This window comes from Singulisphaera chitinilytica, from assembly GCF_049331405.1.
Lineage (GTDB): Bacteria > Planctomycetota > Planctomycetia > Isosphaerales > Isosphaeraceae > PoT.
Genome location: NZ_CP186274.1, coordinates 4,945,368 through 4,959,577 on the forward strand (window position 1 = coordinate 4,945,368; position 14,210 = coordinate 4,959,577).

Genomic DNA, 14,210 nt, shown 5'->3' on the forward strand with positions numbered 1-14,210 from the left:
CGCGAATTCTTTTGCCCTCAATCGCTTGCAAAATGCTTGTGCCGAAGGTATTGTCACGTGTTAAGAGACTCGACTGATTCGGCGAGTCTCGAACTTGAGGCGGCCAGGTTCTATTGCCCGCCAGCGAATCAATTTCCCTATGAAACCGTTCATCCGTTGGCGATCGTTCGTCCGCTACGCCGCGACACTTCTGTCGCTGGCGGCGGGCGTACTTATTTCACCGACGGTCGCCTCGGCCGGTTGTACGAGTCATGTAACCGCCAATACCAACCCGCTCGACATCGCCTCGATGACCGGGTTGGAGATTTTCAAGGGCTCGGGCAAGGATGTGGCCCATCCTGACGAGGCCCTACCCGGGCGTCGCTTGCCTTGCTCGGGTCCCTCCTGCTCCGAGGCCCCCAAACCCCCGGTCGTCCCGGCCTCGACCGAGTCCGTGCGGACCGACCAGTGGGGATGCCTCACGGCCGCCCATGAGTTCGACGCGGTCGGCTATTTCACCCTCCGCGATGAAGGGCGAGTCCGGCCCGTCCACGCGGGTTCGTCGCTCGATCGTCCACCCCGCCATCCTTCCCTCCTCGCCAGTTGATCTGAATTCCGGCCTAGAATCCAACCTTTGCGCCACCTCTTCGCGCGAAGTGACTGGCGCCTCCGCGCGCCAGTCACCTCCAGAGCGTGCCACCGCAAGGGCCTGGAATCCGGCCTGATTGATCACCTCGGCTACGGACATAACCGTGGCGTCCTGCGCCCTGGGTCTATCCATCGACATTTAACGACTTCGGCTCATGACCGTGAACGGTCATGACTTCGGGTGCGGCGTTTCGCGCCCTCGGGGGATGGTACGCGCAGCCCGCGGGCAAACTCCTCGCGGACCCATCGCCGTCACGCTGCAACGACGGAATTATGGTTAGGCTATTTTTGCGCCATCATAAATTCACGTTAATGTTATCGAATATTATCCTACGATTGATCCCTCGCCGCCGAACCTATCCAGCGTCGTCGTTGCCGTCATGCAAGATCGTTCTCATATTCACATGCTCAAGGAGTTCACCATGAGGTCCAAGCGTTCCGCCTTCACGCTGATCGAGCTCTTGGTCGTGATCGCCATCATCGCCGTCCTGATCGCCCTATTGCTCCCCGCGGTCCAGGCCGCCCGCGAAGCCGCCCGCCGGTCGCAGTGCGTGAACAACCTGAAGCAGATCGGACTGGCGTTGCACAACTACCACGCGACGCTCAACTGCTTCCCGATGAGCATGGGCCTGGACTCGCCCGGTTTCGGCTACCCCTCGCCGAAGTCATACTCCGGCCTGAGCATGCTCCTGCCGTACATGGAACAGATGAACGTCTACAACACGATCAACTACAGCATCCTCCGCAGCGACCCGGGCAATAACACCGCCATCGCCACGTTCGTGAACACATTCATCTGCCCGACCGACCCCCAGACGATGCTGCCGGCCGGCCAGGCGGGCGAGAACTATCGCCCCAATTCCGGCAACGGCATCCAGTTCGTCCAGGGGTTGAGCGATCCCTACTTGCTGAACACCTCCCTGCCGGCATTCAACGGGCCGTTCTACCCGCTGAGCAGCACACGGATCGCCGAGATCACCGACGGCACGAGCGGTACCGCGGCGTTCGCCGAGGCCGCCAAGGGGGACATGTCCAACGCCATCGGGACCGAGAAGACCGACCAGTTCTGGACCAAGACCTATCCGTCGGCCCCCGATCAGGCCATCGCCGACTGCTACTCGTTCCAGCCTTCGAACCTGGCCTTCCAGGGGCTCTCGACGGCGGGCGTGCCCTGGCTGACCGGAAGCACCTCGGCCATGTACAACCACGTCAACGTCCCGAACAAGCGTTCATGCATCTTCCCTCCGGGACGCATCATGAACTCGGCCAACAGCTACCACCCGGGGGGCGTCAACGTCGGCTTCTGCGACGGCTCGGTCCGATTCATCAAGGACTCGGTCAACCTCCAGATCTGGCGGGCCATCGGCTCGCGCAACGGCGGAGAGGTCGTGAGTTCCGACGCCTACTGATCCCCAGGGCCCACGACGAGGAATCCTCCGATGCAAGGTTCACGCAAGTTCTCGACGCCGTGTTGCCTGGCGGCCCTGCTGCTCGCGATCATCCCGATCGCCTGCGGGGGGCCCAAAGAGGCAGACCCCGACCTCGCCCGCAAGGCGCTGGTGACGGTCCTGGACGCCTGGCACGACGGCCGGAGCGTCGACGAGGCGAGCAACATCAGCCCGTCCACGACCGTGGCCGACCCCGACTGGCAGGCCGGCTACAAGCTCGCCAAGTATGAGGTCGCCGGCACGACCTCGTCGGCCGGCTTCGACCTCATGATCCCCGTCGAGCTCTGGCTCCGAGATCCCAAGGGGAAGGACGTCCGCCACAAGGTTCGCTACACCGTGAGCCTCACCCCTGCGCGGACGGTGCTACGCGCCCCCCTCTGAGCCCTCATTCCAAAGCGCAACGGATCGGGGCCCTCACCGATCATGAGGGCCTCGCCGAGCACACATCAGTAAGTCCTTCTTCCTCGTAACATTGCGAGCCACATACGATGTTCTCCATCAAGAAGCCCGCGATCCTGCTCATCTTCGGGGCCTCGATGTTCCCCACCATAGGACGGGCCGCCGCGCCGAGCGCCGGGCCCACCGCCGTGGTCCCGCTGAACGACGCCGATTGCTGGAAGAAGCTGCCCCCGACGGAACATGGCGAGGGGAAGCCGCTGCCGAGCTGGGCGGCCGCCGTCGCCACGCGCCTGCCCCGGACCGCCGCGGCCATGCTCGAGCTCGACTATGCGCATCGGACAAAAAGCCCGCTTGATCCAATTCTTCGGGCCAAGATGCGCTGGATGATCGCTCATTCGAACCATTGTTCCTATTCGGAAGCGTACGCGATCGCCGACCTGCTCCGGGCTGAGGCCGATGAGTCCACGGTGAAGGTGCTGACCGGGAACCCGGAGGTCTGGCCCGAGGCGGATCGGGAGCCACTCGAGTTTGCCCGGCTCCTGACGGTCGCCGCCCCGACGATCCCCGACGATCTCTTCGCCCGGCTCCGGGCCCGCTTCGGCGACAAGAAGGTCGCGGCGATGGTCTTGCTGGCCGCGTACGGTAACTTCCAGGACCGCATCGTGCTGGGGCTCGGCCTGCCCGTCGAGCCGAACGGGCCGCTGCCTCCGCTGGACGTGAAGTTCGCCCCGACCGCCTTCCAGGCGACGCCCGTCCTGCCGGCCCAGCCAGACGTCCCCCGCCTGCTGACCTCGGGCGAGACGGTCGTCGAGCGCGACCCGGAATGGTCGCAGCTCTCGTTCGACGAGCTCCAGTCCCGGCTCGAGCGCCAGAGGGATCGCACCCCTCGCCTGCCAATCCCGGCCTGGGAGGAGGTCAAGAAGAACCTCCCCCCCGCCCTCGCCTCGCGGCCGACCCGGATTCGCTGGAACCTCGTCTGCTCGGGTTATGTGCCTGAGCTGGCCATCCCCTGGAGCGTGAGCACACGGACCATGTGGGCCGAGGCCAAGCCCAACCGCGTCTTCGAGGAGAGTCTCTTCTGGATCCAGACCCGCGCCATCCGCTGCAACTACTGCATGGGGCACTGCGAGATGCTGCTCGAAGTCGCCGGACTCGATAAGGACGCGATCGCCGAGCGCACTCGACGCCTCGCAAGCGACGACTGGTCGTGCTTCCCGCCGGCCGAGCAACGCGCCTACGCCTACGCCCGCAAGCTCTCCAAGACCCCCTGGGAGCTGAACTCGGCGGACTTCAAGACCCTCGAGCAAGACCTCGGGCCCGATAAAGCGATGGCCACCTTCTTCTGGCTCTGCCGAGGCCTGTACATGACCCGGGTCTCCGACGGATTCCAGCTCCCCCTGGAGCGGGACAACGTCTTCTTCGACTTCTACAAGGTCCCGGCCCCTCCCGCGGCGGCCACCGCGTCACCGAAGTCCTGACGACTGACGGATCAACCGAGTGAGATCCTCTCATCCCCACGCGCGAGGTTCATCAGCATGACTCGGACTGGAACATGGACCCTGCTGGCGCTGGCGGGGGTCGGGCTCTTCCCGACCCTCGTCCAGGCCGATCCCCCTCGCGAAGGCGCGGGCGGTGCGGCGGTGCTCGGATTCTCGCCCCTGGACAATGACGAGGCCTGGAAACGCCTGCCGATCGAGAAACGCGAGCCCGAGCCGCTCCCGTCCTGGGCGAGGATCCTCGCCGGCCCGGCCCCTCGGCTGGCGGCTTCGCTCCTGCGGCTCGACTTCGTCCACCGCGCCCACAGCCCGCTCGACCCCAAGCTGCGGGCCAGCATGCGATGGGTCACGGCTCACGCGAACCATTGTGCGTACTCCGAAGCCTACGCCCTCACCGACGCGAAGCGCGCCGGGCTCGATGAGGCCGCCCTCAACGCGCTTCGTAGAGGCGATTGGACGGCCCTATCCGATTCCGAGAAGGCCGCGGTCGAGTTCGCCCGCAAGATGACCGTCGCCTCCTCGACCGTCTCCGACGACGAATTCCGCTCGCTCGTCGTGAAATATGGCGAGAAGAAGGTCGCGGGCATGGTCATCCTGATGGCCTACTCCAACTTCCAGGATCGGCTCATGCTCAGCCTCGGCGCGGCCATCGAGCCGAACGGGCCGCTGCCCCCCGTGGAAGTCGTTGTGATCCAGGAACCAGCCGGCACCCGACCACCGAGGCAGGCGAGCCAGCCCTCGACGCTGCCGAAGCCGACGGGCAATGACCTCGTGGAAGACGACCTCGAATGGATCGGCATCACCTATGACGAGCTCCAGGATCGCCTGGAGCACCAGCGAGCCAAGACGAGCCGCGTCGCCGAGCCGACCTATGAAGAGGTCTATCGCGACTGGCCGGCGGGCGTCCCCAAGGCCGAGCCCAAGCCAACGCGGATCATCTGGAACCTCGTCTGCTCCGGCTATCAGCCGGAGTTGGCCTCGGCCTGGATGGCCTGCGGCCGGTCTCGCGCGGGGAGCACGGAAAAGTCGCGGCTCGACCCCGTCTTCGCCAACACGCTCTTCTGGGTCATCACCCGGGCGATCAACTGCACGTACTGCATGGGGCACTGCGAGATGCTGCTGGAGGTCGCCGGGCTCTCCAAGCCCGAGATCGCCGAGCGGACCAAGATCCTCGCGGGCGACGACTGGTCGAGCTTCCCCCCGGCCGAGCAGCGGGCCTTCGCCTATGCCCGCAAGCTGACGCGGGCCCCCTGGACGGTCAACACCGACGACATCCGCTCTCTCGACAAAGACTTCGGCCACGACCTCGCCCTGGGCGTCATCTACAACGCATGCTGGGGCAACTACATGACGCGCGTCTCCAACGGGTTCCAGCTCCGCCTGGAACGCGACAACATCTTCTTCGACTCCTTCTCGCAGGAGCCTACCCCGGCGAAGACCGCGCAGAACCCATCGGCGAAATGACCGATGGGACGTGATCAAGAAAATCCAACGGGCTCGGCCCCGGTCCAGAGTACGCCTTGCTTGAAACGTCCTGGGCCCACGGACGACGCGTAACGCCGGAGAGAAGACCCATCCACGGGGGTCGGATCGAAGGCGTTACGCGTCCTCTTTCATTGCGGGGACGGCCTGGAGGTCAGGGACTTCCGGTCGTAGGGCGAGGCGCTTCAAGCGGCGGAGCCGGACCTGATAGAAGAGGACGGGCAAGAGGAGGTCGATCACCTCGTCGGCCACGAGCAGCCCTCCAAGGACGGGAGCCGCCATGGGACGGATGACATCGGCTCCCGGCCCGTCGGCCCAGAGGACCGGGGCGAGAGCGAGGATCGTGGTGCCTTCGGTCAGGAGCTTGGGTCGAAGTCGGTGGACCGCCCCTTCGAGCGTCGCCAGGCGTAAGGCATCCGGCGTCAAGGACTCGAGGCCGCCGTGCCGCTCGACCGCGTCGCGCAGGTAGACGAGCATGATGATGCCGGTCGAGGTCGCCATGCCGAAGCAGGCGAGATAGCCGATCCAGACCGTGACCGAGAACGGGAACCCCAGCAGCCATTGGAAGAAGACGCCCCCCGCAATCGCTCCCGGGACGGCCATGAGCATCAACGCCGCGTCGATCAGGTCGTGATAGGTCCAGTAGAGGATCCCGAAGATCAGCAGGAGGATCACCGGGACGATCACGACGAGCGTGTTGCGGGCCCGGACCTCGTGCTCGAACTGGCCGGTCCAGTTGACCGCGATGCCCGTGGGCAGGCTCACTTTCGAAGCGACAACCCGACGAGCCTCGTCCACGAAGTCGACGACGCCCCGGCCCCGCACATTCAGTCGGACATAATTACGCAGGAGCCCGTCCTCTCCCTTGATCGTCGCCGGCCCCTCCGCGATCCGGATGTCGGCCACCTCCTCGAGCGTCACGAATCGAGGCCGACCGTCGGTGCCCTTCGTCGCCGTCGGTACCAGGATGCTCCGGGCCGATTCCTCGTCCTCGCGAAAGTCGCGGGCGTAGCGAACCCGGACCGGATGCCGCTCGCGACCCTCGACCGTCGAAGTCACGACCCTGCCGCCGAGCGCGGTCTCGACCATATCGTTCAGGTCGCCGATCCGGACGCCGAGCTTCGCGGCCCTGGCGCGGTCGGGCTTGATCTGGAGGTAGCCCTTGCCCCGGATCGGGTCGGCGACGACGTCGACGGCCCCCGGGACCTTCTTCAACTCCGAGGCGATGGCCTCTGAAACGGCCACTACCTCGTCGAGGCTCCGGCCGAGCACGCGAACGCCGACGCTCGTGTTCACGCCGGTGGCCAGCATGTCGACCCGGTTCTGGATCGGCATCGTCCAGATGTTCGACCAGCCGGGGACCAGCACCGCGCGATCCAACTCGGAGCCGAAGCCGAGCAGCTCCGACCGATCCTTGCGCCAGAGGACGAGGGTTCGGCCCAGCTCGGAGACCAGGGCTTGCTGAACCACTTCGAGTTGCGGGGCAGGCGGCAGGTCCGGGGCTTGCAGAGCCCGCGTCATGCCATGGCCGCCGCCTCCAGAGCCGTGGTGCAAGGCCACGACGGTCGGCTTCTCGCGATGCTTGCGGAGCCGGCTGAGGGCCTCGGCGACCTCGGGGTCGATCGCCCCCAGGCGGGTCACGAGGTCCTCGACCGCGAGCCTGACGTAGACGGATGCGCCGCGGTCAACGAGGTCGGCGTCGAGTGCCTTGACATGCTCACGCCAGAGCGCGAGTTGCGAAGAGGTGAGGCCGTCGTGAGAGGGACGGCCCAACGCGGCTGCTTTATCTCGAAGGAACTCGACATTTTTCAAGTACGCATACTCTCGCATCTGCACGTCGAAGCGGGGGGAAACGTCGACCTGGCTCGCGTCGAGGGTTGCGCGGCGGTTGGCGGGAGGTCGAGTGATGCGTCGGACCACAAGCTCGTCGAGGATACGCGAGAGGAGCCGGTTCGCATCGCGGGGGGCGATGGCCCGTCGGGGCCACAGCACGCTGGGGCGGAAATTGACCATCGTCTCGATCATATCCATGGGGGCGGGGTCCGTGGCTGTCTCGGCTCGGCCGGCCTTGCCGACGACCATGTCGACCTCGGGGAACCGGCAGAGGATCATGTCGCGGGCCTTGAGGTCATCGGCCGACTGCGCGACCGAGGCCCTCGGCACGGTGATCGGCATGTCCATCACCATCCCCTCGTCCATCGGCACGAGGAACTCGCGGGCGATCGGCTTCATGCTCGACTCGGCGACCAGCCCCGCCAGCACGAGCGAGATCACCGCGGCGACCCGACCGGCCCGCCCCTTCACCACGAGCCCGACCGAGACGATTGCTAGCCCGAGACTCGCCAGCAGGATCGGGCGGCTCCCCAACGGGGCCAGTCCCAAAACGAAGGTCATACCGATGACCCAGGCGAGGGGCCCCGGAGCGTCGAGTAAATACGTCAGGACGGGTCGATAGACGTCGATCACCCCTCGCACGAGTGGGCTCGCCCGCTCGCCGCGGATCCGGCCCCGGATGAGCAGCGAGCAGAGGGCCGGCACGAGCGTCACGGCGAGAGCGGCGACCGTCACCAGGGCGAGCGTCTTGGTGAACGCCAGGGGGTGGAACATCTTCCCCTCGATCCCCCCCAGGGCGAACACGGGCAGGAACGAGAGGAGCATGATGAGGATCGAGAAGAAGATGGGCCGGCCGACCTCGCGACAGGCCGGCAAGACCACGATGCGCAGGTCGCCGCGGGCGGGCCGATTGCCGAATCGCTCGCGGAGCCGATGCATCACGTTCTCGGCCATCACCACCGAGGAATCCACGAGGACTCCGATCGAGATGGCGATCCCGGCGAGGCTCATGATGTTCGACTGGATGTCGACCACACCAAGACGCCTGAGCATGAACATCAAAAGAAACGATCCCAGGACTGTCAGCGGCAGCGTCACCGCGATGACGAACGAGGTCCGCAGGTGAAAAAGCACGAGCAGCACGCAGAGCGTCGCCGTGATGATGGCCTCGACGATCGTGTCGCGGACCGAATGGATCGCCCCCTCGATCAAGGGGGTTCGGTCGTAGAACGGGAGGATCGAAACCCCTGAGGGCAGGCCAGCCTCGAGTTCGTGGATGCGGGCCTTGAGCCTCCGCGTGACCTCGAGCGGATTCTCGCCCGAGGCCATGAGTACGACCCCGCCGACGATCTCACTGCCGTCCTTCTCCAGGATCCCTCGCCTCGGCCCCGGGCCGATCACCACGTTGGCGACATCCTTCAAGGGGATGGCCTGGCCATCGGGGGTCGCCAGGACGATGGCTTCGAGGTCCTGCACGACGGCCTCGGCATTCTCCGGCGTCCCGGTGCCGAGCCAGCCGTTGCTGCTGACAAGGTACTCGGCGTTCCCCTTATGGATCACATGCCCGCCAACCGAGGAGTTCGATCGCGCGATCGCGTCCTCCACTTCCTTGAGCGTGATGCCTCGGGCGCGGAGCCGCAACGGATCGACGGAGATAACATATTCGATGGGATAGCCGCCGACGCTGGCGACCTCCGCCACACCCGGAACCGAAGCAAGTTGCGGCTTCACGAACCAGTCCTGCACCGCCCGCAACCGGCCGAGGTCGATCCCTTTGCCTTCGAGGCTGTACCAGTAAATTTGTCCGGTCGCCGGTGAGTCGGGCCCGAGCTTCGGCACGACGCCTGGGGGCAAGGTCGCATTCGCCCTGGCCAGCCGCTCGCCGACGCGGCGGCGCCCCTCGGCGACCGTCGTCTCGCCGTCGAGGATGACGTGGATCGTGGACATGCCGAAGTCGCTGGAGGAGCGGACCGAGCGGACCCCGCGCAAGCCTTGAAGTTCCAGGGCCAGGGGGTACGTCAGTTGGTCCTCGACCTCGCGAGGCGCATGCCCCGGCCAGTCGGCGTAGATGATCACGCCATCCTCGGAGAGATCCGGGATCGCGTCGATCGGGGTGACCCGGATCGCAAAAGCTCCCGCAATCGCGAGTGCCAGGCTCACGAGGATGACCGCCCATCGACGCTCGATCGAGAAGGCGATGATTCGGTCGATCATTTGTGGTGCACGGGGGATGATGGGGCCGGCGTGGGCTTGAGCTTCGCGAGATACTTGTCCGGGTTGGATTTCAAGGCGTCCGTGCAGCCCTCGCAGCAGATCAGGAGGCCTCGGCCCTTGACGTCCAAATGAACGGGAGTCCCCATCGATCCCAGCGGCTTGCCGGTCACCGGGCAGATCTTCTGGGCCAGGGAGAGCGCCCGATCGGCGGGCGATAACCCCTCCAGCGCCAGCGTCTCCTTCTTCGCGGATCCGCTCGTAGCGACACCAATGGAGGGGGGCTCGACGGAAGGCGACTCGCCCCGATTGGCGTTGGCCCCGAAGTATGCGGCCGCAAGGCTCGGGTTGAGGCGGGTTTCGGCGTCGACGAGGAACGCGCCGGCCTCGGCGACCCGCCACCCCGCTTCGAGGCCGCTCACGACAGGGTAGGACGTGCCGCAGCGGGGCCCGAGGCGGACCTCGACCCCGTCGAAGGTCCCGGGCATGCTCTCGACGTAGACGAGCCGACGCGCACCGGTGTCGATCACGGCCGACTCGGGGACGGCGAGCACCTGCCCGGGCGGGCAATACGAAACAACCCTGGGCAGGAGCTTCATCCCGCCGCATTCCTGGCATTCGCACCCCGCGACTTCGGCCGTGACGCCCGGGTGCATCGGGCACCACCAGCCGACTTTCTGCTGTGCGCTCAGCGCGACGCGGATCAGCACGTTCTCATCTCTGGGGCAACGACCGGCTTCGAGCCGAGGTTCGGCCGCATGCTCGGGGCAGACGTAGACGGCCCTCGGCTCTCCCTTGCGGATCGGCGGCAAGCCTCGCGGCATCGAGCGGAACGGCTCGCGCTCGGCGATCGGGACGTTCACGACGGCCGTGGCGTATTTCGTGGGCAGGACGCCTGGCTCGGCCAGCTCGATCGTCACGCGGGTCCCCTGCTCCGAGGCGAGGATCTTGCCTCGCCTCGGTTCCGAGCCGTCGGGAGGGTCGGGACGGACCTCGGCCTCCTGCCCGGGTTCGAGCCAGTTGGCATCGTCGGCGCCGATCTCGGCCGAGAGCTGGCGACGGCCGTCCTGCGTCGTCAAAGGGCCGGCCAGGCGGATCGACCTAACCAGCGGCAGGAAGCGGACGGGGGCCGTCCGGACGCCCGCGAGCATGACGCGCTCGGGCGAGAGCTGGACGCGGGCGATCACGCCGTTCGGCAAGGGGCCCATGTCACCCTTCTTGCGCCTGACCAGGGCCATGTGGCAGATGGGGCACTTGGCCGGCCAGTCGGAGACGACGCCCGGCTCCATCGGGCAGAAATACTCGGTATCGGCGGAGATGGCCCCCATGGCCGCGTCGCGAGCGGCGGGGGCGGTCCAGCGATCCCAGTACGTGCGGAAGTCGTCCCAGCGCCCCACGACGACGAACGCCACGACCAGTGCCGCGAAGAATCGGGCACGGACCCAGGCCGCCTTCAACGCCCAGGCCAGGCTCCGGGAGGCCCCGGCTCCGAACGACCTCCCGGGGGGACTCGGTGATGCGTCGGGCACGGACATGAAACGGTCCTCGGTCCTGTCGAGAGGGCAGTGTGCGAACAAACTCAAGGGCCAGGAGCCACCGGGGCGTCGGGGCCATCCTCGGCCCTCGGCTCCATCTTGTGTTCCCAGTGCATCATGAGGTCGAAATCCTCCTGGCGGAAGATCAGGATCGGGTCGGCGCCCATCACCAGGAATCGCACGAGGGCCTCCTCCTGCGGATTGTCGAGGACGACCTTGACGCTGAAAGTCCGCTCGCGAGGCGTGACCGCCTCCGCGACGATCTGATAACTCGCGAGGGCCTGGCCCGGCTTGCGATGGGCGTCGACCACCTGGAGCCGAGGCGTCGTCGGCTCGACCCTGCCCGTCGGCCGCCCTTCCTTCCAGAACTCCAGGGCGCGTTCCAGCGCCTGCCGGGCGACCGCGGATTCGGGCACGAGCGAGGTCGGCGTCGCCGGCTCTCCGCAGCCGGAAACGGCCAGGGCCAAGAGGAAGATTCCCCAGGAACACCGCTTTCTTTGCCGAGGCCTTGCCAATGCCGGTCGACCCTTCATATTGCTCTGTGTCATGGTATCACGGTCTTCGAGGGCATCGCATCGCGGCTTGCCGGGGGAGTTCCCGAAAAGGATCTTGTGCCCGAGGCCGATACCTTGACAAAATCGCCTGGTTTCGACGCTCATGGAAGGGGCGAGGCATCGGGGCGCCGCGGTCGGCGGGCTTCGATGATAAAGGATGTTCGTCGGCGCATGAATGCCTCGACAGTCCCAACGGGAGTCCATCACGTGACCCAACGTCGGCGCGGATTCACGCTCATCGAATTATTGGTCGTCATCAGCATCATCGCCGTCCTGATCGCGCTCCTGCTACCGGCCGTCCAGTCGGCACGCGAGGCGGCCCGACGCAGCCAGTGCACGAACAACCTGAAGCAGATCGGCCTGGCCCTCCACAATTACCTCAGCGCGTATCAGGTCTTCCCGTTCGGCAAGGGGAAGAATTACGTCGCCACGCTGCCGTCCTCGGCCGCCTATGCACGCTGGTCGGTCCACAGCCAGCTCCTGATGTTCATCGAACAGGGGAACCTGTTCAACTCGATCAACTTCTTCCTGCCGCCCGAGACCCCGGGCATGGCCGGCGACGTCCCGTTCATGCCGCCGTATCAGAATCCCAACCGCGAGAACCAGACGGCCTCGCTGGCGCAGGTCTCCGTGTTCCTCTGCCCCTCCGATGGCGGCACGAACTTGCTCTCGCAGTGGCCGGGGGGGAATAATTACCTGGGGAACCTCGATACCTGGGCCTGCGACCTGAGCGAGTCCGTGCCGACACAGGTCGACCCCAACGCGACCCCCTCCGGCATCTTCTACTACCTGAGCGCCGTGAGGGTCGCGGACGTCACCGACGGCCTCAGCTCCACCTGCTTCTTCAGCGAGAAGATCCGCGGAACCGATACGAACGACGGCAACGCTCGTTCGGATTCGCTGGTCATGTCCGGCACGATCACCCCGGTGCCGAACGGCTTCGAGGGGACCCGGCAGAACTGCGAGAGCCTCAACCCCAAGACGACGACCCGGCTCACCCGCCGCCAGGGGATGAGCTGGGTGATGGGAGAGATGTGCTGCACCTCGTATAACCACGTCGCCGTCCCGAATGGCAAGACCTGCGCGGGGGTCGGTTTCTCCGGGAGCATGGCGAACATGCCGATGCAGGTCCCCCCGTCCAGCCTCCACCCCGGGGGCGTCAACATGCTGATGGGCGACGGCACCGTCCGATTCATCAAGAGCAGCGTGGCGCTCCCGACCTGGAGGGCCATCGGCACGCGGAATGGCGGCGAGGTTGTCTCGGCCGATGCACTCTGAACAAGTCCGCGGACTCACAGGAATCGACGATCTTGGAAGCAACCGAGGGCCTGCCCAGCTCGGGCAGGCCCTCGGCGTCTCTTCGTCTCGCATTGAGTAATCAGGGAACCGATTGATGCGCCTCGCCTTCGTCCGCCTCGGACTCATCGTACTGACCGCCCTCGCCGGCTGCGGCAACCCCCCGCCTCCGATGTCGACCCTCGAAACCGGCCGCAAGGCCCTTGAGGATGGCCTGGCGGCCTGGAAAGACGGAAAGACAGCGGCCTCCATGGGCGACGCCAAGCCCGCCGTGGACTTCGTGGACTATCAGTGGAGGGCCGGGAAGAAGCTCTCGAGCTACACCATCGTCTCCGACGCGAAGGGGGAGTCGAACCACACGTACACGGTCGACCTGACCCTCGCGAACACGGATGAGGCCAAGCAGGTCGAGTACATGGTCTTCGGCTCGGATCCGATCCACGTCTTCCGCGACGAGGATTACGCGCGGACCCTGAACATGGACAACGCCCCGACCGTCCCCAAATCCGCCAAGAAACGCCGCTGAAGCCCGATCGGCCCCGCGGTGATCACGCCCGAGGCCGATAGCGCACGACCTTGACCACGCCGTCGAAGTCGCCGGTTCGAAGCTCGTCGAGCATGATCGTCTCGACCCGCACCGCCTTGCCTCCCCCGGAGCCCGCCCCGATGAGCGGGAAGGCAATCGAGGCATAGCCTTTCCCCCTCGCGAGCGACAACGCATTCCGCACCGAGTCGCGGATCGAGCGATCCGAGGATCTCCAGAACATATTGATGCCGGCGACATGGATGATCGCTTGGAATGGGAGCCGCCCCGGACCCGTCTCGACGGCTCCTCCCAGCGGGATCGGCCCTTTCCTCGCGAGTTCGCGGAAGGGCTCGCGCCCGCCTCGCTTCTTGATCGCCCCCGAGACCCCTTGCGGCAGGAGCAGCCACCAGGGGATCACGTTGCGATTCCAGGCGTTGACGATGACGTCGACGTCCTGTTTCAGAAGGTCGCCGTCGACGATTTGCAATTCCATGACTTCTCCCGCATCGCCAGGCATCCTCCTTTTGCCGGAGAGGCCTGTTGCAGCCGAGATCCCGCCTGGGTGACTTGTGGTCGCGAATCCCCTCCGTACGACCCATCCAGCATATTCTGCAGCTCCGTCGAAAGCGTCAAGTCAAGCCGTCTTCCCTGCGCCATTTGCTTGAGATTTCAACAATACCTAAGCTTGTTCTTTCTCATCCGGGATTGGAAGCCCGGATGAGGATTCTCGGCCGACTCACCCCAAATCACCTCAACTTCCAATCGATCCTCAGAACCGAATCTCAAGGCTTGAACCTCTGAAC

At 65.8% G+C, this 14,210-nt stretch carries 10 protein-coding genes and 1 pseudogene; 7 read left to right on the forward strand and 4 right to left on the reverse strand.

The features are described from left to right. The first annotated feature begins 139 nt into the window (after positions 1-139). The 5 genes and pseudogenes from ACOYYX_RS19575 to ACOYYX_RS19595 all read left to right on the forward strand — a co-directional run bounded on the left by ACOYYX_RS19575 (position 140) and on the right by ACOYYX_RS19595 (position 5,434). Positions 140-586 carry a hypothetical protein gene (locus ACOYYX_RS19575; RefSeq protein ID WP_422922898.1) on the forward strand — a complete coding sequence of 149 codons (447 nt, stop codon included), beginning with the start codon at positions 140-142 and terminating at the stop codon, positions 584-586. A gap of 463 nt (positions 587-1,049) precedes the next feature. Further along, the gene (locus ACOYYX_RS19580; protein ID WP_422922900.1) at positions 1,050-2,036 is read left to right on the forward strand and encodes a DUF1559 domain-containing protein; all 987 of its coding nucleotides are present in this window, start codon (positions 1,050-1,052) and stop codon (positions 2,034-2,036) included. A 30-nt stretch (positions 2,037-2,066) separates the two neighbouring features. Further along, entirely contained in the window at positions 2,067-2,456 is a 390-nt protein-coding gene (locus ACOYYX_RS19585; protein ID WP_422922902.1) for a hypothetical protein, read from the forward strand. Between the two features lie 197 nt (positions 2,457-2,653). Next, positions 2,654-3,952: pseudogene (locus ACOYYX_RS19590) on the forward strand (deiodinase family protein); the annotation flags it as partial. 57 nt (positions 3,953-4,009) lie between these two features. Continuing rightward, positions 4,010-5,434: a carboxymuconolactone decarboxylase family protein gene (locus tag ACOYYX_RS19595; protein ID WP_422922903.1), complete on the forward strand. Its 1,425-nt coding sequence runs from the start codon at positions 4,010-4,012 to the stop codon at positions 5,432-5,434. Positions 5,435-5,569: 135 nt separating this feature from the next. Here the strand turns inward: ACOYYX_RS19595 and ACOYYX_RS19600 are convergent, their stop codons facing one another. Genes ACOYYX_RS19600 through ACOYYX_RS19610 form a run of 3 tightly spaced genes read right to left on the reverse strand, consistent with a single transcriptional unit; the run spans position 5,570 to position 11,498 of the window. Further along, positions 5,570-9,499, reverse strand: a complete 3,930-nt coding sequence (locus tag ACOYYX_RS19600; protein WP_422922905.1) for an efflux RND transporter permease subunit — start codon at positions 9,497-9,499, stop codon at positions 5,570-5,572. Then, positions 9,496-11,031 (reverse strand): heavy metal-binding domain-containing protein, encoded by a 1,536-nt coding sequence (locus tag ACOYYX_RS19605; protein ID WP_422922907.1) that lies wholly within the window; start codon positions 11,029-11,031, stop codon positions 9,496-9,498. The genes ACOYYX_RS19600 and ACOYYX_RS19605 overlap by 4 nt, the downstream gene beginning before the upstream one ends. Before the next feature lie 44 nt (positions 11,032-11,075). Continuing rightward, positions 11,076-11,498, reverse strand: coding sequence for a hypothetical protein (locus ACOYYX_RS19610; RefSeq protein WP_422922909.1), 423 nt, complete (start codon positions 11,496-11,498; stop codon positions 11,076-11,078). Between the two features lie 294 nt (positions 11,499-11,792). On the opposite strand from ACOYYX_RS19610, the gene ACOYYX_RS19615 reads away from it, so the two are divergent. Together ACOYYX_RS19615 and ACOYYX_RS19620 are read left to right on the forward strand one after the other, a co-directional pair. Continuing rightward, positions 11,793-12,863: a DUF1559 domain-containing protein gene (locus ACOYYX_RS19615; RefSeq protein WP_422922911.1), complete on the forward strand. Its 1,071-nt coding sequence runs from the start codon at positions 11,793-11,795 to the stop codon at positions 12,861-12,863. A 115-nt stretch (positions 12,864-12,978) separates the two neighbouring features. Then, positions 12,979-13,407 (forward strand): hypothetical protein, encoded by a 429-nt coding sequence (locus tag ACOYYX_RS19620; protein WP_422922913.1) that lies wholly within the window; start codon positions 12,979-12,981, stop codon positions 13,405-13,407. Between the two features lie 22 nt (positions 13,408-13,429). Here ACOYYX_RS19620 and ACOYYX_RS19625 read toward each other — a convergent pair whose 3' ends face one another. Beyond that, positions 13,430-13,900 (reverse strand): macro domain-containing protein, encoded by a 471-nt coding sequence (locus ACOYYX_RS19625; RefSeq protein WP_422922915.1) that lies wholly within the window; start codon positions 13,898-13,900, stop codon positions 13,430-13,432. Positions 13,901-14,210 lie beyond the last annotated feature (310 nt).

Coding starts and splice junctions, on each gene's coding strand:
- ACOYYX_RS19625 (WP_422922915.1), bottom strand. CDS start 13,900: ATGGAATTGCAAATCGTCGACGGCGACCTTCTGAAACAGGACGTCGAC.
- ACOYYX_RS19580 (WP_422922900.1), top strand. CDS start 1,050: ATGAGGTCCAAGCGTTCCGCCTTCACGCTGATCGAGCTCTTGGTCGTG.
- ACOYYX_RS19605 (WP_422922907.1), bottom strand. CDS start 11,031: ATGTCCGTGCCCGACGCATCACCGAGTCCCCCCGGGAGGTCGTTCGGA.
- ACOYYX_RS19595 (WP_422922903.1), top strand. CDS start 4,010: ATGACTCGGACTGGAACATGGACCCTGCTGGCGCTGGCGGGGGTCGGG.
- ACOYYX_RS19600 (WP_422922905.1), bottom strand. CDS start 9,499: ATGATCGACCGAATCATCGCCTTCTCGATCGAGCGTCGATGGGCGGTC.
- ACOYYX_RS19585 (WP_422922902.1), top strand. CDS start 2,067: ATGCAAGGTTCACGCAAGTTCTCGACGCCGTGTTGCCTGGCGGCCCTG.
- ACOYYX_RS19575 (WP_422922898.1), top strand. CDS start 140: ATGAAACCGTTCATCCGTTGGCGATCGTTCGTCCGCTACGCCGCGACA.
- ACOYYX_RS19620 (WP_422922913.1), top strand. CDS start 12,979: ATGCGCCTCGCCTTCGTCCGCCTCGGACTCATCGTACTGACCGCCCTC.